20 protein-coding genes and 1 pseudogene are annotated in these 25,076 nt (G+C 66.4%); 11 read left to right on the top strand and 10 right to left on the bottom strand.

Going from position 1 to position 25,076, the window contains the following annotated elements:
• The 3 genes from GKE62_RS16185 to GKE62_RS16175 are packed head-to-tail and all read left to right on the top strand — an operon-like array spanning position 1 to position 4,593.
• Positions 1-2,049, top strand: a complete 2,049-nt coding sequence (locus tag GKE62_RS16185) for a hydantoinase/oxoprolinase family protein (protein ID WP_154693132.1) — start codon at positions 1-3, stop codon at positions 2,047-2,049.
• A gap of 10 nt (positions 2,050-2,059) precedes the next feature.
• On the top strand, positions 2,060-3,964 hold the full coding sequence (locus GKE62_RS16180; RefSeq protein ID WP_154693131.1) for a hydantoinase B/oxoprolinase family protein: 1,905 nt from the start codon (positions 2,060-2,062) through the stop codon (positions 3,962-3,964).
• Positions 3,961-4,593, top strand: a complete 633-nt coding sequence (locus GKE62_RS16175) for an isochorismatase family protein (protein WP_154693130.1) — start codon at positions 3,961-3,963, stop codon at positions 4,591-4,593. The genes GKE62_RS16180 and GKE62_RS16175 overlap by 4 nt, the downstream gene beginning before the upstream one ends.
• Here GKE62_RS16175 and GKE62_RS16170 read toward each other — a convergent pair.
• Together GKE62_RS16170 and GKE62_RS16165 are read right to left on the bottom strand one after the other, a co-directional pair.
• Entirely contained in the window at positions 4,568-5,515 is a 948-nt protein-coding gene (locus tag GKE62_RS16170) for an SUMF1/EgtB/PvdO family nonheme iron enzyme (protein WP_154693129.1), read from the bottom strand. The two genes, GKE62_RS16175 and GKE62_RS16170, sit on opposite strands and share 26 nt — an antisense overlap.
• Position 5,516: 1 nt before the next feature.
• The gene (locus tag GKE62_RS16165; RefSeq protein ID WP_154693128.1) at positions 5,517-6,782 is read right to left on the bottom strand and encodes an MFS transporter; all 1,266 of its coding nucleotides are present in this window, start codon (positions 6,780-6,782) and stop codon (positions 5,517-5,519) included.
• 128 nt (positions 6,783-6,910) lie between these two features.
• On the opposite strand from GKE62_RS16165, the gene GKE62_RS16160 reads away from it, so the two are divergent.
• Entirely contained in the window at positions 6,911-7,762 is an 852-nt protein-coding gene (locus tag GKE62_RS16160; protein WP_195908480.1) for a helix-turn-helix domain-containing protein, read from the top strand.
• Here the strand turns inward: GKE62_RS16160 and GKE62_RS16155 are convergent.
• Positions 7,750-8,496 (bottom strand): aspartate/glutamate racemase family protein, encoded by a 747-nt coding sequence (locus tag GKE62_RS16155; RefSeq protein WP_154693126.1) that lies wholly within the window; start codon positions 8,494-8,496, stop codon positions 7,750-7,752. The two genes, GKE62_RS16160 and GKE62_RS16155, sit on opposite strands and share 13 nt — an antisense overlap.
• Positions 8,493-9,146, bottom strand: coding sequence for a hypothetical protein (locus GKE62_RS16150; RefSeq protein ID WP_154693125.1), 654 nt, complete (start codon positions 9,144-9,146; stop codon positions 8,493-8,495). The genes GKE62_RS16155 and GKE62_RS16150 overlap by 4 nt, the downstream gene beginning before the upstream one ends.
• Positions 9,147-9,376: 230 nt before the next feature.
• On the opposite strand from GKE62_RS16150, the gene GKE62_RS16145 reads away from it, so the two are divergent.
• Entirely contained in the window at positions 9,377-10,678 is a 1,302-nt protein-coding gene (locus GKE62_RS16145; RefSeq protein WP_154693124.1) for an NtaA/DmoA family FMN-dependent monooxygenase, read from the top strand.
• Here the strand turns inward: GKE62_RS16145 and GKE62_RS16140 are convergent.
• Positions 10,652-11,749: an MFS transporter gene (locus GKE62_RS16140; protein WP_255453617.1), complete on the bottom strand. Its 1,098-nt coding sequence runs from the start codon at positions 11,747-11,749 to the stop codon at positions 10,652-10,654. The two genes, GKE62_RS16145 and GKE62_RS16140, sit on opposite strands and share 27 nt — an antisense overlap.
• A 136-nt stretch (positions 11,750-11,885) precedes the next feature.
• Complete coding sequence (locus GKE62_RS16135) at positions 11,886-12,863, bottom strand: aldo/keto reductase (protein ID WP_154693122.1); 978 nt, start codon at positions 12,861-12,863, stop codon at positions 11,886-11,888.
• A gap of 309 nt (positions 12,864-13,172) precedes the next feature.
• Between GKE62_RS16135 and GKE62_RS16130 the strand changes: the two genes are divergently transcribed.
• On the top strand, positions 13,173-15,755 hold the full coding sequence (locus GKE62_RS16130; protein WP_154693121.1) for a TonB-dependent receptor: 2,583 nt from the start codon (positions 13,173-13,175) through the stop codon (positions 15,753-15,755).
• A 90-nt stretch (positions 15,756-15,845) separates the two neighbouring features.
• Here the strand turns inward: GKE62_RS16130 and GKE62_RS16125 are convergent, their stop codons facing one another.
• From GKE62_RS16125 to GKE62_RS16115, 3 genes are all read right to left on the bottom strand, one after another.
• Positions 15,846-17,357 (bottom strand): tannase/feruloyl esterase family alpha/beta hydrolase, encoded by a 1,512-nt coding sequence (locus GKE62_RS16125; protein ID WP_154693120.1) that lies wholly within the window; start codon positions 17,355-17,357, stop codon positions 15,846-15,848.
• Between the two features lie 13 nt (positions 17,358-17,370).
• Entirely contained in the window at positions 17,371-17,952 is a 582-nt protein-coding gene (locus GKE62_RS16120) for a hypothetical protein (RefSeq protein ID WP_154693119.1), read from the bottom strand.
• Positions 17,953-18,049: 97 nt separating this feature from the next.
• The gene (locus GKE62_RS16115) at positions 18,050-18,973 is read right to left on the bottom strand and encodes a formylglycine-generating enzyme family protein (RefSeq protein ID WP_154693118.1); all 924 of its coding nucleotides are present in this window, start codon (positions 18,971-18,973) and stop codon (positions 18,050-18,052) included.
• A gap of 161 nt (positions 18,974-19,134) precedes the next feature.
• Here GKE62_RS16115 and GKE62_RS16110 point away from each other — a divergent pair, with 161 nt between their 5' ends.
• The 5 genes from GKE62_RS16110 (at position 19,135) to GKE62_RS16090 (ending at position 24,024) form a co-directional block, all read left to right on the top strand.
• Positions 19,135-20,079 (top strand): formylglycine-generating enzyme family protein, encoded by a 945-nt coding sequence (locus GKE62_RS16110; RefSeq protein WP_154693117.1) that lies wholly within the window; start codon positions 19,135-19,137, stop codon positions 20,077-20,079.
• 14 nt (positions 20,080-20,093) lie between these two features.
• Positions 20,094-21,074 carry an SUMF1/EgtB/PvdO family nonheme iron enzyme gene (locus tag GKE62_RS16105; RefSeq protein WP_195908478.1) on the top strand — a complete coding sequence of 327 codons (981 nt, stop codon included), beginning with the start codon at positions 20,094-20,096 and terminating at the stop codon, positions 21,072-21,074.
• Positions 21,075-21,099: 25 nt separating this feature from the next.
• On the top strand, positions 21,100-21,498 hold the full coding sequence (locus tag GKE62_RS16100; RefSeq protein WP_154693115.1) for a cytochrome c family protein: 399 nt from the start codon (positions 21,100-21,102) through the stop codon (positions 21,496-21,498).
• A 22-nt stretch (positions 21,499-21,520) separates the two neighbouring features.
• Complete coding sequence (locus GKE62_RS16095; protein WP_230206762.1) at positions 21,521-22,312, top strand: hypothetical protein; 792 nt, start codon at positions 21,521-21,523, stop codon at positions 22,310-22,312.
• A gap of 203 nt (positions 22,313-22,515) precedes the next feature.
• The gene (locus tag GKE62_RS16090; RefSeq protein WP_370516109.1) at positions 22,516-24,024 is read left to right on the top strand and encodes an FAD-binding oxidoreductase; all 1,509 of its coding nucleotides are present in this window, start codon (positions 22,516-22,518) and stop codon (positions 24,022-24,024) included.
• Here the strand turns inward: GKE62_RS16090 and GKE62_RS16085 are convergent.
• Positions 24,021-25,002: pseudogene (locus tag GKE62_RS16085) on the bottom strand (IS481 family transposase). The gene GKE62_RS16090 and the pseudogene GKE62_RS16085 sit on opposite strands and share 4 nt — an antisense overlap.
• Positions 25,003-25,076: the final 74 nt, after the last annotated feature.

Raw genomic sequence — 25,076 nt, 5'->3', positions numbered from 1 at the left:
ATGGGTTATCGGCTGGGGGTAGATGTCGGCGGAACGTTCACCGACTTGTTGCTGTTCGACGACGACAGCGGCAGTTCCTGGCGGACCAAGACGCCGTCGACCCCGCATGACAGTTCGGAAGGGATCCTCAACGGGGTAGAAGAAGTCTGCAAGATCGCCGGGGTCACTCCGGGCGAGATCGAGGTGTTCCTTCACGGCACCACCGTGGCGACCAATGCGGTGCTCGAGGGCAAGGGCGCGCGGGTCGGGTTGGTGACCACGCAAGGCTATCGCCAGATCATGCAGATCGCGCGCAGCTTCGTGCCCGGCGGGCTGGCGGGATGGATCGTCTGGCCCAAGCCCGAGCCGTTGGCCAAGCTGGAGGACACGGTCGAGATCAAGGGCCGGATGGACGCGTTCGGCCTCGAAGTCCGCCCGATCGACGACGACGACATCCGCGCCGCGCTGGTGCGGCTCAAGGGCCAGGGGATCGAGGCGCTGACGGTCAGCCTGATGAACGCCTACCTCAACGGCGCGCACGAGTTGCGTGTCGCCGAGTTGGCCGCCGAGATCCTGCCCAACATTCCAGTCTCGCTCAGCCACGTCGTCCTGCCCGAGATGCAGGAATACGAGCGCACTTTGACCACCGTCGCCAACGCCGCGGTGCGTCCGGTGGTCGGGCGTTATGTCCGCTCGCTCCGCGACAAGCTCGAGAAGGTCGAGATGAATGGGAGGCTGTCGCTGTTGCGCTCCGATGGCGGGCTGATGAGCTCGCAGAAGAGCGAGGAGCATCCGGTCGCGCTGCTGATGTCGGGTCCCGCAGGGGGCGTGACTGGCGCGCTGTGGGTGGCCAAGAACGCCGGGCTCAAGAACATCCTGACGCTCGATGTCGGAGGCACTTCGACCGACGTCGCGCTGATCGAGCATGGCGAGCCGCGGCGGGTGCGGACCACCGAAGTCGGGCACCTCTCGGTCCGCGCCTCGTCATTGGACGTCAAGACCGTTGGCGCGGGCGGCGGGTCAATCGCCTACGTGCCCGAGCTGACTGGCGCCTTGCGGGTAGGGCCGCAATCAGCGGGCGCGGTGCCCGGGCCGGTCGCCTACGGCAAGGGCGGGACCGAACCGACCGTGACCGACGCCAACGTGGTGCTGGGTTACTTGCCCGAGAACCTGCTGGGCGGAACCTTCAAGCTCGATCGCGAGGGCGCCAAGAAGGCGGTCCAGACGATCGCCGACAAGCTAGGGATCGAGCTGATGGCCGCCGCGCGCGGGATCATCGACATCGTCAACGAGAACATGTTCGGCGCGCTGCGGATGATCAGCGTTCAACAGGGCTACGACCCACGCGATTTCGCGCTGATGGGCTTCGGCGGCGCGGGTCCGCTCCACGTCAACGCGGTGGCGCGGCTGATGGGCAGTTATCCCGCGGTCTCGCCGGTTTCGCCCGGGGTGCTGTGCGCGCTGGGAGATGCGACCACCCGGATGCGCACCGAGACCGCGCGGTCCCTGTCGAAGCGCCGCTCGGCCACCAGCACCGCCGAGGTCGCCGGGCTGCTGCGAGAGATGGACGCGCAAGTCCGCGCCGAGCTGATCGGCGACGGCATTCCGCCAAGCGAGATCGAGACCAGCTTCGAGGTCGACTTGCGTTATTCCGGGCAGGCGTTCGAAGTGCCGATGACGATCGACCTCGCCGATCTGGAGTCCGGCGGCCTGCAGCACCTCGCCGACCGCTTCGACGAGGAGCACCGCCGCCTGTTCACCTTCAACATGGACGCCGAGCACGAGCTGGTGAACTTGCGCGCGGTCGCGCTGGGCCGGGCGCTCGATCTACCCAGCCACGAGCTGCCGAAGGGCGACGGCAGCGCCGCCGCCGCCAAATTGCGCGACCACGAGGTGTGGATGGACGGGGCGGTCCAGGCGGCCGCGGTCTACGACCGCGCGCTGCTGCGCCAGGGCGACGTGATCCCCGGCCCGGCGGTGGTTACCGAGATGGATTCGACCACGCTGATCGAGACCCGCCACATCGGCACCGTCGATGCGTTCGGCAACATCATGATCACTCCGGTTTGAGGCGAGAGCAATGCCAGCCACGATCATCCAAGCCAACACCACCCCCTTCGCCCAGGTCGCGATCGACCCGGTCACGCTCGACATCATCGAGAACGCGCTGCGCAACGCGCGCGTCGAGATGGACACCACGTTGGTGCGCACCGCGATGTCGCCCGGCATCCGCGAGCAGGGTGACGCTTTCCCGCTGATCGCCGACCACAAGGGACGGATGATCGTCGGCCAGTTCGGCAGCTACATCGGCCCGTTCCTCGACGGCTATGCGGGGACGGTCGAGGACGGCGACATGATCTTCCTGTCCGATCCCTACTCGGTCCAGGGCGCGATCAGCCACTCCAACGACTGGCTGGTGCTGCTGCCAGTGTTCAAGGACGGGCGCCTGATCGCCTACACGTCCATGTTCGGGCACCAGTCGGATATCGGCGGCAAGGTCGCCGGCTCGATGCCGATCGATGCGACCAGCATCTTCCAGGAAGGCGTCCGCATACCTCCGGTCAAGATCTGGAAGCAGGGCGTCTACAACGAGGACCTGATCGCGCTGGTCATGCACCAGACCCGCACCCCCGAATGGTGCCGCGCCGATCTCAACGCGCTGATCGCCGCCTGCCGCGTCGCCTCGCGCCGGGTGATCGAGATGGCCGAGCGGTTCGGCGACGACGTGTTTGTCTCGGCCTGCGAAAACCTGCTGGCACGCAACCACCGCGCGATGAAGAGCCTGATCGAACAGGCGATCGGCGAGGAGCCGGTCAGCTTCGAGGACTACATCTGCGACGACGGGCTCGGCTTCGGTCCCTACAAGATCAAGTGCACGATGTGGCGCGAGAACGGCCGTGTCGTTCTCGACTTCGCCGGCACCGACCCGCAGAGCCGCGGCAGCATCAACTTCCTGCTCAACGAGAACATGATGCGGATGTTCTTCGGCATCTACATGATCATGGTGTTCGATCCGCAGATCCTGTTCAACGACGGCTATTACGACCTGATCGACGTCCGCATCCCTGAAGGATCGCTGCTCAAGCCGAAGTTCCCCGCCGCGCTCTCGGGCCGGACGCATGCGCTGGGCCGCCTGTTCGACATCCTCGCCGGGCTGCTCGGCCAGAAGACACCCGAATTCCTCTGCGCCGCCGGGTTCAGTTCCAGCCCGCACTTGTTCTATTCGGGCGCCAAGCCGGACGGCGAATGGTTTCAGCTGTTCCAGATCGGCTTCGGCGGTATCCCGGGCCGCCCGATGGGCGACGGGCCCGACGGGCATAGCCTGTGGCCCAACTTCACCAACGTCCCCAACGAGTTCCTCGAACGCTACTTCCCGCTGCGGATCGAGCGTTACGAAACCGTGCCCGACAGCGGCGGCGCCGGGCTGCACCGCGGTGGCAACGGCATATTGATGACCTACCGGTTCCTCGAGGACGGGGAAATCGCGATCCACGACGACCGCTGGTTCGTGCCGCCGTGGGGGGTCAACGGCGGCGAACCTGGCGCACGGGCGACCAAGATCCTGCGCAAAGCCGATGGCAGCCAAGAGATCGTCGGCAACAAGCAGGAAGACATCGTCGTCTCGGCCGGCGACGAACTCGACTTCATCACCTGGGGCGGCGCCGGCTGGGGCGATCCGTTGGAACGCGATCCGGCGCTGGTCGCCAAGGAGGTGGTCCAGGGACTGGTGAGCGTGAAAGGCGCGCGCGCCTATGGCGTGGTACTGCAGGACGGCGCGGTCGATGCAGCAGCAACCGCGCAACTGAGAGATGACTTGCGCGCCGGACGCCAGGGCGATCTGCCCACGTTCAGCTACGGCCCATCGATCGATGACTTGCGCAGGAATTCGCTCGCCGAAACCGGCCTGCCCGCGCCCAAGCCGCCGGTGTGGAAGGGCCGCGCTGCGCCGCAACCCGCCCCGGAACTGGCCGAAGCCGCCGAATGAGCGAACTCGAAGCGGACTACGCCGCCGCGGGGTTCGACGGGCGGCTCGACTTCGGCAAGCGGCCTGCGCTGCTGATGGTCGATGTCTGCAACGCTTACCTCGATCCCGCCTCGCCGCTCTACGCCGGGGTTGAAAGCGCGCTCGCCAGCAACCTTCGGCTGCTGGCGGCGGCGCGCGCGGCCAACGTGCCCGCCGTCTTCACCCGCGTCGCCTACAGCGCAGGCGGACTCGACGGCGGGCTTTTCTACCGCAAGGTTCCCGCGCTCGCCGCCTATCTCGACGGCAATCCTCTCGGCGATTTTCCCGCCGGGTTCGGGCCAGAACGCGGCGAAGTCGTCATCACCAAGCAGTATCCTTCCGCATTCTTCGGCACCGCGCTTGCCGCGATGCTCACCGCGATGGGGATCGACTGCCTGCTGATCACCGGATTCTCAACCAGCGGCTGCGTCCGCGCCAGTGCGCTCGATGCGCTTCAGCACGGTTTCGCACCGTTCGTCGTTCGCGACGCCTGCGGCGACCGTGCCGAAGGTCCGCACGAGGCCAACCTGTTCGATCTTCAGGCCAAGTATGCCGAAGTGATCAGCGAGGAGCGCGCCTGCGAGCTTATGGCAGGTCCTCGACCAGCCTGAACCCGAGCACCGAAGTCCGCGCCTCGACCAGATCGGGATGCTGCGCGGCAAACCGCACATACTTCGGCGAATTTACCCACGACGAGCCGCGATCGATGTGCGACCGGCAATCGCCGGTAGTGCGCGGCGCGGATGTTTGCGGCGCGCCGGACTGATCGGCATTCAGGCAGTCGAGCGTCCATTCCCAGACGTTGCCGAGCACGTCGTGCAGACCCCAGGCGTTGGGCTGAAACGAGGCCACCGGCGCGGTTCCAACGAAGCCGGCGTCGCAGGCGAAGTACAGCGCCGGGTCGATCGCGCCGCGGTTGTGGGCGAAGGCCCGGCTGCGGTCGGACAAGTTCCCGAAGGCGCACGGATTTGCGGCGCTCGCTTCCCACGGAGCCGCGGCCCGGATTCCGGCGCGGGCCGCGTATTCCCACTCGGTGTTGGAAGGGAGCCGGAAACTCCGCCCTGTGCGGCGACTCAGCCATGCGGCATAGGCGGTCGCATCGGCCAGATTGACGCAGACCACCGGGTGGTCGTCCGTCTGGGCGAAGCCGGGGTGCCGCCAGTCGTGCGCGGCATCGGCGGTCCATCTGCCGCCGATGCCGTCGGGCAGGAAGCTGCACGGGCCGTCGGGCTTCCACCCGGTTTCAGCAGCGAACCGCGCAAATTGGCCGCGCGTGACTTCAGTACGCCCGATCGCGAAGCCTCGCTCGATCGCAACCGCGCGGGCGGGCTGTTCGCGGCGAGCGTTTTCGGCCGGATAGTGCACGGCGTCGGTTTCGGCCGGCTCGCTTCCCGCGACGAAGTGCCCGGCGGGAACGCGGATCATCGCGGGTACTGCCGCGCTCGACACGCTCGCCCGGGGTGTCGCACAGGCGCTCAGGCTCAACGCCGATCCCACCACGGTCAGAGCGGCTGCGAACTTTTTCAGTCCCATGTCATTCCTCGATTAGCTCGGCCACCTGGCGATGCCAGCGCAGCGCGCACAACAAGAGCATCGCGCCCGGCAGCACCGTCGCCGCCCCGACCAGCGCCAGCGCGACGCCGACGGGGGTCGGGTCGCCCACCCCGCGATCGAGGATGAGGCCGACCGCCGGCGGACCAAGACCGAGGCCGACGAGGTTGCCGATCATCAGATACAGCGCGGTCATCCGTCCTCGCAGCTCCGCCGGGGTAACCGCGGCGAAGGCCGTCGTTGCCACGCCGAAACACAGCGCGATCGCGAAATAGCTGAGCGCGGTTCCGGCCTGCGCCAGCGTCGCCGAGGCTGCGAGCGGGGTCAGCGCCGCCAGTGGAACCAGAGTCACCGCGCCCACCGCCATTACTTGCAACGCCCCGTCGCGGCGGCCCGCCCGCTCGCGCCAGCGCCCGGCCAATCCGCTCAGCAGGTTACCGGCCAGCGCGCTCACCAGGATCAACAGCCCCAAGCGCGTCCCGCTGAACCCTGCGGTCCACCCGAAACCGCGCTGAAACAGCGAGGGCAGCCACGCCGCCAAGGCGTTGCTGAACACATAGAGCGGCGCCGACCCGGCCAGCAGCGCAGCAAACAGGCCGGAATGCGCGCGAAGGTGCCTGCCTAGCCCGCCGGCCGCGGCGGCGGCAGGCTCGCGCCGTTCTGGCTCGCCAAGGAACGGCAGGAAGCCGGCCAGCGGCAGGCCGGCCATCCCGGCCAGGATCAGCACCGCCTGCCACGGCTGACGCTCCGCCAGAACGGTTGCGCCCCCTGTTTCGACCCACCCGATCAGCGCGCCCCCCGCTGCCAGCGCCAGCCCCGCGCCAAGCGAGACGCCCGAGGTGAACAGCGCCAGGGGCAGCGCCCGGTCGCGCGGCGCGAAGCTGTCGGCGAGCAGCGAGACCGCCGCGGGCACCAGCGCGGCTTCGCCGATCCCGACCCCGACCCGCGAAACGAACAGCAGCGCAAAGCTTTCGGCGAAACCGCCGAGCACGGTCATGGTCGTCCACAACACCATCCCGGCCGCGATCAGGCGCAGGCGATGCACCTTGTCCGCCAGCCATCCAAGCGGGAGCCCAAGCAGGGCGTAGAAGACTCCGAAGGCAGGTCCCTGAAGCAGGCCGATCTGGGCGTCGCTCAGAGCCAGGTCGGCCTTTATGTCGGCGACCAGCAGATTGACGATCTGGCGGTCCAGAAACGACACCGCGTAGGCGAGCAGCAGTGCCCCAACGAGCAGCCAGCGGCGGCTCATGGCCGGCTTCGCGAGCTATGCGCCAAACGCATACTAGCCCGCATTCTATTGCGGATCAGTTGTCTCACCGCAATGCGGTGATAGCTTGCGGGAGGAACCCAATCGCCGAATCGCGAAGGACGACAACCATGAACTCCAATCAGGAACTGCGGTCGCTCAAGCGGGGACTGAAAGTGCTCGCGCTGCTCAACCAGGTGGAGAACGTGTCGATCACCGAGCTTGCGCGCTATCTTAAGTTGCCGCGCACGACCGCGGAACGGATCCTTCTCACGCTGCTGGCCGAAGGCTATGTCCACCGCGTTCCCGACGACAAGCGGTATCGCCTCAGTTCGCGGGTGTGCACGCTTTCGGGCGGTTTTTCGGAAGATTGCCGGGTGGTCCAGACCGCCACGCCGCTGTTGTTCCGGCTGACCGAACAGATCGGCTGGCCACTCGCGATCGCCACGCCTTCGGGCGACATGATGACCTTGCGCACCACCAGCGATCCGGCGACTTCGCTGTGGCTCAGCCGCCGTAGGGTCGGTGCGCAGACGCCGCTGCTCGGCTCGTCGAGCGGCCTGATTGCCTATGCCTTTTCGCTGCCCGCCGAACAGGCAGCGATGCGCGTGCTGCTCGCGCAATCCGCCGAGGCCGAAAACCGCGACCGCATCGGCGACGACGATGCGCTCGATATGCTGCTCCAACCTGTGATCGAGAACGGCTTTGCGTTCCAGCCGCCGCCGCGCAATCATCCCGAACAGAGCGTCGCGTTCCCCATCTTCAGCGGTGGCCGTTATGTTGCCAGCCTGCTGATGATCTACATGACCCAGGCGATGACCAGCTTTACGGTGATCGAGAAATACGTGCCGCATCTTCGCCTTCTGGCTGACCGCATCGGCAAGGCGAGCGAAGCGCGCGAGGAACTGGACTGCGATGTCGAAATGGGCTTCCCGCCATTCGTCGCCGCTCCGGCATTTTCGCGGGGGCCTCATGTGGTCTGAAACAGGCGCCCGCAGGGCCTGCCCGCACCCGCCAAGTCGAGGAAGGCGAGTGAGCGCCACAGCAACGCCTGACTCGCGCTGATCGCTGGCAGGCCGCTGCGGCCTTCGATCGCCTCGATCGCATCGAGAGTGCGGATGGCGGTGCACGGGATCCAAAGCGCATCGGCGCCGGTCAGCCGCGCCAAGCCCTGAACTGCGATTTCGGCGATCTCCGCCGAGGGCAGATTGCCGACCGTGACTATATCCACCGGCGTCGAGATAAAGCCTTCGACCGCGAACCCGCATTCGGTCAGATACCCTCCGACCCAGCCGTTGACCGCGTCCGAATATGGCGTGAGCACCGCTATTCGCGAGGCACCGACCGCGTGCAGCGCCGCCAGCGATGTCGAACCCAGGCTTAGCGCGGGCAGGCCCGATGCCGCTGTCATGCGCTCGACCAGCTCGGCCTCTGGCCCGGCGCCTTCGAACACGCTCCCGATGGTGCAGGCGAAGGCGACAACTCCCGCACCCGCCTTGGCCAGCTCGTGCGCCGCCGCGGGAGCTTGCTCCACCACGCCACGGTAGCCTACGGCGGTGGCATCGCGCATGGCGACCCGCGCGACTGGAAACAGGACGTCGTCAGGCAGCCAGCGCGGCCATTCGTATTCGAGCATCACCCCCGGCGATGGCTGGACGATCCCGATGCGGCCGCGCCAGCCGGGTGACCGGCGTTCTTCCGCGGCCGCCGCGCTCAATGCAGCATCGCCGAGGGAACTGCCGCTTGCGCCTTTTCAGGCCAGGCGAATTCGATCGTGCGGGCCGGGCATTCCGCGATGTCGCGAGCGATCTGCTCGGCCAGCCGATCGAGCTCGCGGCGAAATCCCTCTTCCTCGCCGCGCACGAACGGCGTGGCGAAATGGATGGAAAGGCACCCGGCCCGCTTCCCGTCGACGAACAGCGACACAGCAATCTCGCGCGCTTCGGCGGGCTTGGCGGGGTCCGGCCAGGGGCGCCGGAGTCCGGGCGACATCCCGGTGACGGTGCAGCACCGCGAGACCGCGCAGCACATCAGACCCCGGCCCCGCGGGATGCTGAGTGCAACCACTTGGCCAAGGCGGTTGCCAGCGGCGACAATCGGCTCGATCGCGTGGCTAACCAGCCACCCGGCGGGATTCGGAGACTTCAAGATGCGAAGCGCCGGCCGGGTGAGGACGAAGAAACCGCCACCGGGGACCCGCCGAGCGTAGCCGTGCGCCTCGAAAGTTTCGAGCAACTCCGTCGCCTCGACCGGCCCAACCCCGATTGACTGCGCGAACGCGAGGGGATGGATGGGGGCGAGTGCGCCAAACTTTTCGAGCGCGCGGAGGCCCCTGGTGAGTCCGGCGGTTTGGCTGTTGGCTGTCATCGGTCGGTACTCGGACTATGCACATCAGCTTTGCAATTGCCGAACGGTTTGCCAATCGGCGGCAAGCCTCCGACCGCTATCCGGTTTATGCAACGGTCATTGCCATGACTTCACCGCATAGCGGGATGCCCAGCGCTCCGCTTGGAACGCTCTAACCGACATGTTTAGACGGCGCCGGATCAAGGGCGTTTGGCAAATCAGCGGGACGCCTAATCGCTCGGAGTCAAACGATGTTCCACCTCGCCTGGTTCACCAACCCCCGCGCCCATGGCTGGACTGCCAACGGTGCGGATCGCTGGGCGGGCAACGACATCCTGCCGGAACGCTGGCAAACGCTCGATTTCCTCAAGGACATGGCGCGCCAGCTGGAAAGCGCCTGCTTCGACTTCATCATGATCGAGGACCACGTCGTCCTGACCAACGACAAGCAGAACCTTGAACCGCGGATCGATCCGATGATCGTGATGTCGGTACTGAGCCAAGTGACCCGACGGCTCGGCTTGATCGGCACTTTCTCCAGCTCGTTCTATCCCCCGTTCCTGCTCGCTCGGCAGATCGCCTCGGTAGACCACGTTTCGCGCGGGCGCGCCGGGTGGAATGTTGTGACATCGAGCGAGGACTGGGCCGCGCGCGCGTTCGGCCGCGACAAGCAGCCACCGCACGATGAACGCTATGCCATCGCCGACGAGATGCTCGACCTGATCAAGCAGTTATGGGACGCGTGGGAGGAAGACCCGTTCGAGATGAGCGCCGAAACCGGGCGCTATGTCGATCCGACAAAGTTCCGCGAGTTCGAGTTCGAGGGCAAGTATCACCGCTCGCTCGGGCCGCTCAACGTCACTCGCTCGCCGCAGGGACGTCCCGCAATCTGCCAGGCGGGATCGTCTCCAGCCGGGCGCGACTTCGCGGCCAAGCATTCGGACGTGATCCTGTGCTCGACTTTCGGCCGCAACAGCGTTCCCGCGCTCAAGGAGTTTCGCGACGATATTCGCGAACGGATGGTCAGGCACGGCCGCGATCCCGACGAGGCCAAAGTGATGTTCCTGATCTCGCCGGTGTTGGGCGATACGCTCGCGGCGGCGCAGCACCGCTATGACGAGATCGTCGGGATGACCCCGACGATCCTCGCCCAGCGGCTGGGCAGGCTAACTCTCCACACCGGGCTCGACTGGACCAAGTTCGACCTCGACGCGCCGTTCCCGGACATCGACCCGGCAAGCGTCGAGGGCTTTCAGGGCTTTGTCGCCTCGATCAAGGCCAAGGCAAAGGGCGGCCAGACCCTGCGCGAGGCGCTGAGCGAACAGGAGACGACATCGCTCAAGCTGATTGGGACGCCCGAGATGGTCGCCGACCAGATGGAGGCCGCGATCGCCGAGATCGGCGGCGACGGCTTCCTGATGCACGCCCGCCCTCTGACCAGGCGGTATCTCGCCGAAATCCTCGATGGGCTGGTGCCGCTGCTGCAGAAACGCGGTCTGGTGCGTTCGACTTATGAAACCACCACGCTACGCGGCCACCTCGCGGCGTTCTAGTTGGGGCGGGGGCCGAAGCGTCAAGATCAGCGCTGCAGCCACCGCGAACATTGCCGAGGCGGCATGGAGGGCGAGCGCATAGTCGCCCGCGCGCTCCACCGCCCACCCTGCCAAAAGCGGGCCGAGACCTGCTCCGACCCCGTATAGCGTATACAGCAGGCCATAGATCTTGCCGTAGTGATGACGTCCGAAATAGCGCGCACAGAAGAACGCTGCGATGTCGTGCTCGGCCCCCGCGGCCAGTCCGACCACCGCGATCGCCAGCCCGCACAGCCAGACGTTGGCGCCAGCCACCGAGAGCAGGACGCAGGCTAACGCGGGCAGTCCGAACATGCCGAACGCCACCAGCGGACCCCTGATGCGATCGAGCAGATAGCCGCTGACCAGCCGCCCCGCGGTCACCGCCAGCCCGATCAATCCCGCCAGCGCGGCGGCGGTGGCGGGGGTGACGCCGCGGTCGGTGAGCAACGGCACGGCGTGAACATTGACCCCCGAGATCGCCACCGCGACCACCGAAAAGGCGATGGTCATCTGCCAGAAGCACCGAGTGCGCAGCGCCTGAGCGATCGAGTGGCCGATCGCGTCGACCGCGGGCGCCTGACTGCCGACCACCCCCGCCTCTTCCGGCTCGCGAAAGAATAGGAAGGTCAGCGGCATACCCAGCACCAGCGGCAGCGCCGCCAGGCCAAGGTAGGCGCCCTGCCAGCCGTAGTGCGAAACCAGCCAGCCGACGTAGCTCGGCAGCAGCGCCCCGATCAGCCCGGTGCCGACCAGCGAAAGCCCAAGGGCCAAGCCCCGTCCGGCGACGAACCAGCCGGTGATCGCCCGGCTCCAGGTCATCGTCATCGTCCCCGCGCCGAGCACCGCCAGCATGAAATACGCCATGTAAAACAACGGCAGCGACGGCGGCAGCAGCGCGAACGCGGCGAAGGCCAGGACCAGCAGCGCCTGCGAGACGAGGACCACCCGGCGGGCGCGATAGCGGTCGGCCAGCGCTCCCGCGGCCACTCCGGCGACAAGCCCCCCGCGGTCAGGAACAGCGGCGCGGCGGTGATTTCGGCGCGGGTCCAGCCGAACGCGCGGCTCAGCGGATCGATCAGCGCACCGAAGCTGTAGAATGCGATCGGCACCGCGCCGGAACCCGCGCCGAAAGCAGCGGCGACCACCACCGGCCAGGCGCGTCGGAACTCGGCGCGGCGATCGCCGCTCACTGCGCGGTGCCCACCGCGCCAGGAGCGAGCAGTGTCTCGAGTTCGGTCATGTCGGCTGTGCTGGCGATCCAGTCGGCGGCAGCGGCGTTGGCGCGCGCCTGTTCGGGGCGGGTCGCCCCGGCGATCACGCAGGCCACTTCGCGGCGGGAGAGCAGGGCCCCAATCGCGACATCGGCAAGCGACAGTCCGCGCGCATCGGCAAAGGCGATGAGCGACTCGATGATGTCGTAGGTCCGCTCATCGATCGCCCGCCCGGCCATCCGCGCGCCCTCGGGCGCCGGCTGGCCGCGGCGGTACTTGCCCGTGAGCCAGCCGTTGGCGAGCGGAAAATAGGGCAGCAGCCCAACCCCGAAGCGAGCGCAGGCCGGAAGCAGCTCGCGCTCGGCCTCGCGCGCGAGCAGGCTGTAATGATCCTGCGCGGCTACGAACCGGCGAACGCCGTTGGCGCGCGCGGTCCAGTCGGCATCGGCAAGCTGCCAAGCGGCCATGTGCGAATGGCCGATGCAGCGGACCTTGCCTTCGTCGGCCAGTTCGTCGAGTGCCGCCAAGGTCTCCTCGATCGGGGTGCGCGGGCACGGCCAGTGCATTTGATAGAGATCGATGAAATCCGTCCCCAGCCGCCTCAGGCTCGCCTCGCAGGCCCGCCGGATATAATCGCGCGATCCCCAGGCGATGCCGCTGGCCGGATCGATCCCCGAGCCCCATTTCGTCGCCAGCACGACTTGCTGTCGTCGGCCTTTAAGTACGCGCCCAAGTTGCTCCTCCGACCCACCCTCGCCATAGACGTCGGCGGTGTCGAACAGCGTGATCCCGGCGTCAAACGCGGCATCGATCACCGCGCGTGCCCGGTCGAAATCGAGCGCACCGTAAACCGTGCCGCTGGCCGCGTTGACGGGATTGCCACCGAAGTTGTTGCACCCCAGCCCGACCGCCGAGACCTGCAGTTCGGAGTTACCCAGCCGCCTGTATTGCATGTTCGCTCCCACGCCGCGCCATTGTGGGAGCTAGGCCAAAGTGGGGTCGAGCGGTGAGCAAAAAGCGGCTTAACCGGCAAGCGGGCTGCGACCGGGAAAGGTACTTTGGCGTCCTCATGCGGACGGCGCATGGCTGCGGACGGATTGCACAATCCGGGCAATTTTTACCCGATTGTTGGTCGAAATTTCCTCCGCCTGTGTCGCCAGATGCCGGGCTGGCGCACTGTTGTGTCGCGGCAACGGTACCGAGAGAGCCGGTCGCGAGGGACGGAAGTTTAAACGCGAAGCAACCACGAGGGGTATCGATCAATGGCCAAGACGCTAGCACGGACGCTTCTTTGCGCCACCGCGCTCACCAAATTTGCGTTGCCGCAATCTGCGGTTGCGCAGGATACCTCGCCCCAAGCCGCCGCCGACGAAAGCACCGCTGCCGAGGAACCGTCGAACGTAATCACCGTCACCGCACGCCGCCGCGATGAATCGATCGTCGATGTGCCGCTGGCGATCACCGTGGTCAGCAGTGAGAAGATGGACCGGCTCAACCTCAAGAGTACGCGCGACATCGCCAACTTTACACCCAGCCTCGAGTTCAGCGACTTTACCCAAGGCAACTCGCGCAACGACCGCGGCGCCAACCGGACGATCATCTTCCGCGGCCTGAACCTGGCGAACAACGGCGGCAGCACCACCCAGGCGGCATCGCTTTTCCTCGACGGTGCGGCGGTGATCAGCAACGAAATCCCGGGCAGCCTCGACATCGGCGCGGTCGAGGTGCTGCGCGGTCCGCAAAACGTCTATTTCGGCCGCGCCACGATGACCGGGGCGATATCGTATCGCACCAAGGCGATTCCGGACCGGTTCACCGTCGACGCCAACGCCACCGTGGCCGAGCGCGAAACCTACAAATTCGAAGCAAGTGTCGCGGGCCCCATCGTCGGCGACGCCTTGGGCGCACGGGTCACCGGGCTCTATGAGACCAACGACGGTTACATCACCAACGCCTACAAGCCGAGCGGCAAGAAGCTGGGTGCGCGCGAACGCCGTTCGATCTCGGGCACCGTGGACTTCAAGCCCGTCGACACGATGGAATTCAAGGCATACGTCAACTACTTCGAAGACGACGATAACCCGTCGGCGACGGTCAACATCTTCCCCGATGCGCAATATGCGGCGGCCGGTGGCAACGCTAACCTGCAGGGCGCGCTCGTCAGCCTCGGCACCGTGACCAACTGCCTGAAGGGACGCGACGCGACGCTCAACGGCGTCACCACGCTGGCTCGCGCGACGATTTGCGGCAAGGTACCAGGCCGCTCGCGCGCCCTCGCCTACTCTCGAACCGACATCCCGGCCGAATATCAGGCGGTCCTGTTCGACCTGAATCCATTCATCAAGGCGGAGGGCTTCGAGCGGACGGCCGGATCGCATCGCAACGGGTTCAACAGCCATCTCGTCGCCAACTTTCAGATCAGCGACTACCTGAAGTTCCAGTCGATCACCGGCTATCACAACAACACCACGCTGGTTGCCGTCGACGGCGCGCAACAGCCCATCACGCCGCAATCGCAGTTCAGCATCTTGTTCTTCGGGCTGACCAGCCGCTTCAAGGACTTGAGCCAGGAAATCCGGCTCAGCTCGGATCCCGAGCGCGCGTTTAGTTGGACGGTGGGAGCCAACTATATCGATGCGCGGGTGCTGAGCCAGGCGTTCAACCTCACGACCAGCAACATCCAACCGACCGCGGCCAACCCCAATCCTGTGCAAACCTTCAACGGCGCTGCGGGCGCATTCAACGTCGGCTTCAACCGTGGCGAGACGTTCGGCTATTTCGCGGGCGGCTATCTCAAGCTGCTCGACGACAAGCTGACGCTGAGCGCCGAGGGCCGGTACCAAAGCGACAAGCGGACCGCCCGGACGCTGAGGCCGGCCGATCTCACCACGATCGCGACCTCCGGTCTTTTCGCCAAGACCTTCAAGGCGTTCTACCCGCGCGTTTCGGCCGACTACGACGTCGGCGGGGGCCGCAAGGTCTATGCCTCGTACGCCAAGGGCGGGCGCCCGGGTGGCTTCAACTCGGCGCTGCTGAGCTTCCTCGATCCCGCCAACTCGCGCTACGCGACGTGCGGCTGCTTCGCCGCGACGGTGTCTCAGATCCAGTCGTTGTTCGGGGTGACCGATTCGTCGTTCAAGCAGGAAAGCCTGACCATCGGCGAACTCGGCTTCAAGGGCTATCTCGACAACAACAAGGGCTACTTCGATCTCAATCTCTACTACGGCAACGTCAAGAATCAGCAGGTTACCCAGGCCCAGGTGATTACCGCCCTGACCCCGCCGACAACGTTGAGCATCATCACCAACACCGGCAAGACCGAGATCTACGGCGTCGAATTCACCGGCAACTACCGGTTCACGCCCGACCTTTCGCTCGATGTGACCGGCGCCTACAACTACACCAAGCGGAAAGTCTTCCTCGATCCGTCGCCGGCGACGATCGCCCAGTTCGGCATCTCGGACTTCAGCGGCAAGAAACTGCACCTCGCGCCGATTTACAGCGGATCGGCGGTGATCTCATACGAGCAGCGGACTTCTGACGAGTGGACGCCGTTCGGTAACATCGCGGCCGTCTATCGCGGCAAGCAGTACGCCGACATCGCCAACTACTCGTACATTCCGGGCCGCGTCGTCGTCGATTTGCGCGCCGGCGCCAAGACTGGTACTTTCCGGATCGAGGCGTTCGTCACCAACCTCTTCGACAACCGGACCTATCCGGCTGGCAACATTGCGCCCGATTTCGGCATCAACAAGGTTGGTGGGGTGCGCTCCTCGAACAGCGGCTTCTTCGGCGCGTACGCAGAGCCCCGGACGTTCGGAGCCCGGGCCAGCGTCCACTTCTGAGCGAACCTGCCCAAGTCACGCGGAATGGGCCGCTCCCGGGTGGGGAGCGGCCCATTTTCGTTCTGCCGTATCGAGGACGGCGGCACCCGCTCAGCGCGGTGCGAAAGGCTTCCAGTTGCCTGCTTGCCTCACGTCGCCCTTGCCCGAATACCGCGCTTGCACCGGATAGGGATACACCGGGCGGCTGAATTCGACATTGTCCGGGCGAAGGTAGGACGCATAAGTGACAGGGCCGGCGAACCGGGCGAGCTCGCGGTATTTCCCAGCGAGCAGCACCTCAGGCACCTCGCCGCGCTCGACCCAGGCCTCGAGGTAGCTGAGGTAGTCGACCGTCTCGGCGCCGCCCCCGACTTGGGGGATGTGGTTCTGCCCCGGGATCATGAACAGGCGGAAGAAATCCTGCGTCGCCGCGCGGCCGCCCATCAGGCGTTCGACCGTCTCGTAGTAGGCGGGTGGGTTGCCAGGATAGGTCGCCTCGTCAGCCCAGCCCTGATAGAGGATCAGCTTTCCACCCCGCGCCTTGAACGCGCGCAGATCGGGGTTGGTGGCGTCGTTGAAAATCCAGGCATAGGGATACTTGTAGGGGTTCTTGAGCCGCCACAGATAGCGCCCCGGCTCTCCCTCGGTTGCTCCGACATAAGCACCGAGCCAGCCCTTTTCCGAACCCGACATCGCGCCGTTGGCGTAGACCCGGGTCACCGCCGCGACCTGTTCCGGGGTAAGGCAGGTCGGCTGCTTGGCTGCCTTGCAAGCCATGTCCACCGGTTTGAACGCACAGGCCCGCGGATTGGAAATGAACCCGTCACGCGCGTTGTCGTCCAGATCGCAGCGCGCGAGCGCGGCGGCGTGGATCGCCATGACCTCGTCGGGCGTGACGATCGGCTTGCCGCCGGGATTGAGCGCGGCGACGCTGTCGCGCAGCGCCGGGCCGGTCTCGGGGCTGGGTGTTCCCGGCGTGCCCATCGCCGGCTCGCCTGCAACGATGCCGTCGAAGTCGGCGGGGAAACGCTGTGCTTCGATCAGCCCCTGGCGGCCTCCGGTCGAGGCGCCGAAGTAATAGGCATAGCGCGGCTTGGCCCCGTAAAACGCCTCGGTCACCGCTCGCCCGGTGATGTTCGATACATGCGTCGCGCGGAATCCGAAGTCGATTTCGCCCGGGACATTATCGATCGCCCAAAGGTCGTCGTAAAACGTGCCTTTATGGCCAAGATCGGCGGCGAGGCAGGCATAACCTCGCGCGAGCACGATCTGACATCCGTCGTCGAGAATGTCTCCGCAGCGCCCGCCGCAACCGGTCTGGGCGAATTTGCCGTTCCAGGTGCCCAGCGGCAGCCACATTCGATAGCCGATCGTCGGCGCGATCCGACCGTTGACCAGGCAATGGGGGGAAGTTCGGCAGTGGCGGGCTTGGCAACGGCACTGACGATCAGCGATGGCGCGTCCTTGATCAGCGAGAAATCGGTGTCCTTGAGCGCAGCGCAGGCCACGGCAGGATCGCCGGGGGGCGTTCCGTTGCCAGGAGCGGTCGGAGCGGGCGGTACGGGCGCGGCGGCCAGAACCGGTTGCACGATCAGCGCGAGCCCGGCGGCGCCCGCAGCCCAACGCGACCGCGCAATCACTGCTTGGCGTCCTTGCCGACGACTTCGACCCGCTCGACCGGCCAGCCGCCGCCCTGCCCCTTGCCGTCCTCGACGTGGGCGATGATCTCGATTTCGACGATCTTGCCGGCGGCGATCCTGAATCTTTCGGCTTCGTGGACGGTGTAGGTTCCTGCGGGCTTGGTCACCGCCACCTTGTATTCGCTGTCGCCCGCCTTGGTCGAACTCGATCCACCGCCGGTGTCCGCCTTGAGATCTACGTCGAGCAGGAAGAACGCGATCACCTGACCCTTGGCGACATCGGTGAAGAGGCGCACCTCCTTGGCACCCTCGACCATCATGGTGCGGGCGAAGCTTTCGCGCACTTCGGCCGCGCCGCGAGCATTGGTCAGCGCATTCTCGGTGCGACGGACATTCGCGGCCAGTGGAATGTTGGAACCATCATGGCTCACCAGGCCATCGATGTACGAGCGCGCGACGGCTTCAAGGCAGGCGCGGGTCTGGACGGTACAGCCTGGCTTGGCGGCCGGAGCGCCAGGCTTGGCGGCAACGGCCAGCGCGCTGCCCGCCAAGAGGAAAATAATCGATTGCAGACGCATCGCGGGAGGCCTTTCACGGTGTTTACGCCAAAGTACGCGGACCCAGATTGCGGTCAATTGAGCCGCCCGGCTCGCGTCCAGGTTCCCCAATATGCGGTTAGGGCATGTCCCGGACGACGCGGAAGCCAAGGCTGGAACTTCGCATCGTCGGCGGCAGGCTGAACCGGGTCGCGGCGCGCAGGATGGCCACGCCGTTGTGCCACGATCCCCCCCGGATCGAGCGCGCCTGGCACGACCGGCCGGGCGCGGCCCTTCCGGCGACTGGGGTAAAACAATCGGCGGTCCACTGCCAAGCGTTGCCGAGCATGTCATGCAGGCCGAACGGGTTGGCGGGGAAGCGGTCTACCGGATTGGTGCGGGCGTACCCATCGCGGCATGCGAGGTTGGCCGACTTGTCGTCGGGCATGGTCGCGGCATAGGCGCGGTCGCCGCCGTTCGCGTGGGCACAGATGGCGGAGATCCCATCGCTCCACCAGCGCGCGGTTTCCCGTCCGCCGCGCGCCGCGTATTCCCACTCGTCCTCGTGCGGCAGACGATAGTGCTTACCGGTGCGCACCGAGAGCCATGCGACATAGGCAGTCGCATCGTCCCAATCGACGCAGACAGCTGGCTCGTTGCCGCGCTGCCTCCAGCCGGGATTGCGGAAATCGTAGTCCGCTAGCCGTCCCTCGCTCCACTTGCCCGCGATCGCGACAACGCACCCCGCCATGTCGCGCCGCGTGGCGCGGACGAAGCGGGCGAATTCGGCCTGAGTCACGTGGGCTTGCGACATCGCGAAGCCACGCTCGAATGTGACCGTGCGCTGCGGGTGTTCGGACGCCGCCAGCGCCGGCGCCCTGCCCTCGCGGGTGGTTTCGATCTCGCTTGATCCCAGCAGCACGGAGCCGGGCGGAACAACCACCATCGCCGGCAATCCCGCGCCGTCGCGGAAGGTGTGAACGGGTCCGGGCGAGCCGATTGCCACGGCCACCGGCGTGCCCAATGCGAGCAGAATGGCCAAGGCGTTCAAGGCTTTGCGCATGACTGGTCCAGAGCTCACGCTCGCGATCTAGCCCGGCACGCCGCGCCCATCGCACACGCCGATCCAATTCACCGAATAGCGGGAGATTGCGCGCTGCCAATTGGCGCGGCAACCGGTGCGGGCCACATATCCGTTCCGCCCCGTCCACGGATGCAACCAGCTTGCCCATCGTCTCGATCCTTCTTGCCGTTGCCGCCGCGACCAGCCCGGCGCCCTCCCCCGCGGACGTGTTCGCCGATTGCCGCGATTGCCCGCCGATGGTGGTGATCCCCGCGGGATCGGCGACCCTGGGATCGGACGCGGCGGAACGGGCGAGCGCCGGGATCGTCCCGCTGTTCGGCGACCGCGAGGGGCCGACCTATCGCGTGACCTTCGCCAAGCCCTTTGCGCTGGGCCGGACCGAGATTACCCGCGGCCAGTGGCGGCAATTCGTCGAGGCCACCAAGCGTCCCGATCCGGCGACGTGCGGAACCCACGAGGCCAAGACCGACAACTGGTACCCGCGCCCGGGATTCAACTGGCGCAAGCCGATGTTCGCCCAGACCGACGACCATCCCGCGGTGTGCATCAGCTACGACGACGCTGTCGACTATACCAAATGGCTGAGCGCGAAGACCGGCAAGCCCTACCGCCTGCCCAGCGACGCTGAATGGGAATACGCCGCCCGGGCCGGAACCCAAACGCCCTGGTATTGGGGCGAGGCTCCCGAGCCCGGCTGCGCCCGGGCCAATCTGCTTTCGGCCGGCACCGCCATCGCCATCGGCTGGCCCAAAAGTATCGGCGACCGTTTCGTCTGTGCCAACCAGCGCAGCTTCACGATGCCGGTCGCGTCCTTCGCACCGAACCCTTGGGGGCTGTACGATATGGCGGGCAACGTCTTCGAGTTTGCCGCCGACTGCAACAGTCCGGACAACCGCGATGCGCATGCCGACGGCTCGGCGCGAACCACCGGGGACTGCGCGCGCCACTATCTCAAGGGTGGCGCCTTCCACACCCCGTTCTGGCTGACGCGGTCGGCGGTACGCGGCGCGCCGATCGCCGCCGACTTGCACATGTTCGCCGTAGGCTTGCGCGTCGCGCGGTCGCTCGACGGCAAGCTTGGATGAAAGGTTCCTGCGCCATGTCTTCTCGCTTCCCGATCCTGCTCGCCGCTGCCGCGCTTGCACTGTCCTCTCCCGCCTTCGCCGCCGATGCCGCGACGGGCAAGAAACCAGGCGAGACCTTTCAGGACTGCGCCGAATGCCAGACGATGGTGGTCGTGCCTGCGGGCAGCTTCACCATGGGCTCCAGCCCCGAAGAGCGCGCGCGCGAAGGTGTGCCCGATACCTTCGGCAGTCACGAGGGTCCGCAGGTCAAGATCACCATCTCCAGACCTTTCGCCTTCGCCACCACGGAAACCACTCGGGGCCAGTGGGCGCGGTTCGTCAAGGCGACCAACCGTCCGATCCCGGTCAAGTGCTTCGACTACAACCCCGCCGAGGACACCTGGGGCGGCACCGAGGGCAAAGTGGTCAACTGGCAGAACACCGGCTTCGAACAGACCGACGACCATCCTGCCGCGTGCATCAGCTGGCAGGACGCGACCGACTATGCCGCCTGGCTGGCCAAGATCACCGGGCACAAGTATCGTCTCGCCAGCGAGGCCGAGTGGGAATACGCGGCGCGCGGCGGGACGACGACGGCGCGGCCCTGGGGCGACAGCGTCACCCCGATCTGCAACAAGGCGCGGATCATGACCAGCGGCACCTTCGAGGCGATCAGCAAGGGCGAAAGCTGGACCGGCGAATTGCTCTGCGCCGATCCCGAAAGCTACACCAAGCCCGTCGCCAGCTATGAGGCGAACCCGTGGGGGATCTACGATACGCTGGGCAACCTGTGGGAATGGGTCGCCGATTGCGCCGCGCCCGATCACTCGAAACTGCCCACCGACGGCAGCCCGCAGACCGCGGCCAACGGCGGCGAGTGCGAACACCGCCTGACCAAGGGCGGTGCCTTTCACAGCCGCGTGTGGCTGGCCCGCCCGGCGACTCGCGGCGATGGCCAGGAACCTGTCAACCGCCCGGTCGCATCGGGCATCCGCGTGGTCCGCGAGTTGGACTGAACCCGCAAACCGAAGAGGTCGTACGATGAAGTCTGCCCTGATTGCCGCCGCCTTGGCCGGATCGGCCCTGCTGACCGCCGCGCTCGCTCCGGCCGCTGCCGCTCCGCCCGTTGCCGGCGATCCCGTCGCGGGGGCCAAGACGTTTGGCCAGTGCCGGATCTGCCACACCGCCGAAGCCGCCGGCAAGGACGGGGTCGGCCCCAACCTGTTCGGCGTCTTCGGCAGCAAGGCCGGCACCCGCCGCGCCAAATACGCCTATTCGCCCACGCTCAAGAAGTCCGGGCTGGTGTGGAACGAGGCGACGCTCGATCGCTGGCTGACCGATCCGGCCAAGACCGTCCCCGGGACCAAGATGGCGTTCATCGGCTTTCCCCGCAAACCGATGCGCGACAACGTGATCGCCTATCTCAAGACGCTGAAATAAGATGCGCGGATGGTCGTGGGGGATGGCGCTGGCGCTCGCGCTGGGCGCGTCCGCGGCGACACTGGCGGCACCACCCGACGCCGCCGCCCCGCGCCTGTTCATCCACGCCGGCGAGGTTCCGCTCTACAAGGTCTTCGCGTGGGAGCGGTGGGGCAATTTCATCAACGCCCCGGCGGGCAGCAGCACCGAAATCCCCTATGATGCGGCCCGGTTGGAGGTGAAGGTCTATCCGTTTCCCAGCGGCGAGATCCGCGCGATCCGGTTCCCCAACGGGGTCCGCACCCACCGCCACATCAACCAGACCGACACCATCCTCTACAGCTGGCAGGCGCACAGGGTGCAGTTCGTAGATGACAAGGCAGTGCTCGCCGAACCGGGCGACTTCGCGCTGCACCAGAAAGGCGTGCTCCATTCGGGCGAGGAAATCCGCCGCGGCGGCGGGATCGACCTGGAGTTCGCGCTGCCGTTCGCGGGCGTCCACAACGATCCGGGGGGGTTCTGGTCGCTTGCCCGGGACCATCCCGTCGAAACCTCCGCAGCAGGCTACCTGGTTCGCGCAGCAGTGCTGCCCGACTACGCCGCGCGCGAGGTCAGGCTGGCGAGAGGGACCGCCGTTACCTTGCAGGACGCAACCCGCGACCGCCTGATCTTCGTGCTCTCGGGCAAAGTCGCGGTGACCATCGGCAAGGCCTCGGACACTTTGGCCAGCGAAGACGCGGCGAGCGTGCCGCATGGCGTTCGGGCCGGGATCGAGGCCACCGAAGACGCGATGTGGGTCGAGGTGCTGGCGCCGCCGGTGACGGCGAAACACTAGCCGAGAAAGCTTTTCGCACCGCCGGCGTCTCCGAACTTCGGTTGAAGGACCCGCGCCACCTTTCGCGCCATCGTTGGCGGGACAAGGCAGGTGCATGATGACAGCACCCGAAAAAGCCTTGAAGGCCCGCCCAGCTGCTGCGGCTCGAGAAGACCTGCTCGCGCGCCTAGCCGCGATCGTGGGCGGCGATCGAGTAACTAACGATCCTGCGCGCCGGACCTTCTTCTCGACCGACCTCGCCGCGTCGGGCGCGCGTCCGCTGGCGGTGGTGCGGGTCGAGTCTCACCCAAGAGCTGGCGGGCGTGGTCGCTGCATGCGGCGATGCCGGGGTGGCGATCGTCCCGCGCGGCGGCGGCTTCTCCTATACCGGCGGCTATACCGCTTCGGTCGAGGAAAGCGTCACGCTGGATTTGCGCGGCATCGACCGGGTCTTCGAGATCAACGAGACCGACATGTACGTGCGCGTGGGCGCGGGCTGCACCTGGCACGATCTCTACACGGCGTTGAAAGCCAAGGGTCTGCGCACCCCCTATTTCGGGCCGATGTCGGGCTATAGCGCGACGGTCGGCGGGGCGTTGTCGCAAGGCTCGTTCTTTCTCGGCTCGACCGAGTACGGCACGGTGATGGAATCGGTGCTGAGCATCGAGATGGTCCTCGCGGACGGCTCGATCATCCACACCGGATCGGACAGTGCGGCCAACACCGCGCCGTTCTATCGCAACTACGGCCCCGATCTCACCGGGCTGTTCCTGGCCGATACCGGCGCGCTCGGGTTCAAGGCGGTGGCGACGCTCAAGCTGATCAAGTTTCCGCCGCACCAGGCCTATGGCAGCTTCGCGTTTGCCGATGGGTCGCAGGCGGTCGCCGCGCTGTCGGAGATCGGCCGGCGCGGGCTGGCCGCAGAAGCCTATGCCTGGGACCCATATTTCGTCCGGGTGATGAGCGAAGCCTCCACCGGCACGCGCCAGGACCTGAGCTTCCTCCTCGCGGTGATCCGCAACGGCGCGGGCGTGATCGACGGCCTGCGCGCCGGGCTGCGGATCGCGCTGGCGGGCAAGGCGGTGTTCCGCCCCAGCACGCATCTGCTTCAAGTGACGATGGACGACCACAGCGCCGAAGGCGCGGCCGCGCGGCTCAAGCAGGTCCGCGCGATCGCGCTGGCCAACGGCGCGCAGGAAGTGGCGCCGTCGGTGCCGCGGGCGTTGCGGGCGATGCCGTTCACCAACTTCAACGTGCCCGAGCGCCGCACCGCCGAGCGCAACCTGCCCACCAACAGCCTCTATCCCCACAGCCGCGCGCCCACCGCGCACGCCGCGATCGCGGCGCTGTTCGCGCGCCATGCCGAAGAGATGGAGCGGCGCGGGGTCAGGGTCGGGACCGTATTCTTCGCGGTCGGCAAGTCGGCGCTGTGCATCGAGCCGTTGATCTATTGGAACGACGAGGACCACCTCGCCCACGACCGGATCGCCCAGACCAGCGATCTGGCGCGGCTGGAAGCGACACCCGAGCCATCCGAGACCACCGCCTATGTCCACGCCCTGCGCGGCGAATTGAAGGCGATCATGCAGCAGCAGGGTGCGGTCCACGTCCAGATCGGCCGCGCCTATGACCTGCTCGGCACCCGCGAGCCGCGCGTCACGGAATTGCTGCGGCAGATCAAGCAGGCGGTCGATCCCGCACGACTGGTCAACCCTGGATCGCTGGGGCTCTAGCTGTGGAGCCTCAACAGGTTGTTCACCGGCTGACCCAGTCGGCTGATGGGCGGGTTGGATTGTAGACTACCGTGAGGTCGATGCCAGTTGTAGTTGTGGAGCCAGGGTTCAAGCGCCTGTTTTCGGTGTTCCGAGGTAGGATAGGCTCTGGCGTAGGCCCATTCGCGCAAGCTGGTTTGGATGAAGCGTTCGGCCTTGCCATTGGTCTTGGGGGTGTAGGGTCTGGTTCGGATGTGCTTGAGGCCAAGTGCCTTGCAGGCATCGCGGAATGCGTAACTTCGGTAGCACCCACCGTTGTCGGTCATGACGCGGGTGACGGTGACTCCTGAGGCTGCGATAGTATTCGATTGCCGCGTAGAGGAAGGCGACGGCGCTTTGCTTCTTCTCGTCGCGGTGGATCTGGCTGAAGGCGATGCGTGAGGCATCGTCGATACAGACGTGGACGAACTCCCAACCGGCACCATATCTCTCGCCAGCGCGATAGCCACGGGTGTTGCTCTGTCGGGTCCGGTCGCCGGTGATACGGTGTCCGATGCTCTCGAAGCGGCCGAGCTTCTTGATATCGATGTGGATCAGCTCACCGGGATGGGCCCGCTCATAGCGGTGTACCGGTACTGGCGGATCGAGGTCGCGCATGCGGCTGAGACGGACTTTGCGTAACACCCGGCTGACGGTAGCAGGCGAGACCGCAAGCATTCTGGCAATCTGCTTGCCGGTGATGCGCAGCCGGCGCTGCGCGATGATCTCGTCGATGATATTGGCCGGCGTGGCGCCGGGAAACCGGCGCGGACGCGAGCTGCGATCGGCTAGACCGGCCTCGCCTTCAGCCCTGTAGCGCGCCAGCCACTTGGCGACGGTTCGCTCCGAGACCCCCAGGGCGGTTGCAACCGCCCTGGGGGTCTCGCGCAGCACCATTATGCGCCGCACGATCTCGGCTCGACTGAAAGGCGTGGTTCGGGCATTCTTGTGGATGTTCATCCGGTCATTCCTTCAGTGCTGACGTGTTGCAACATCAGTCTGACCGGATCACACCGGATGAACAACCTCCTGAA

The organism is Novosphingobium sp. Gsoil 351 (genome assembly GCF_009707465.1).
Lineage (GTDB): Bacteria > Pseudomonadota > Alphaproteobacteria > Sphingomonadales > Sphingomonadaceae > Novosphingobium.
This window is presented reverse-complemented; position numbering and strand designations above follow the sequence as displayed.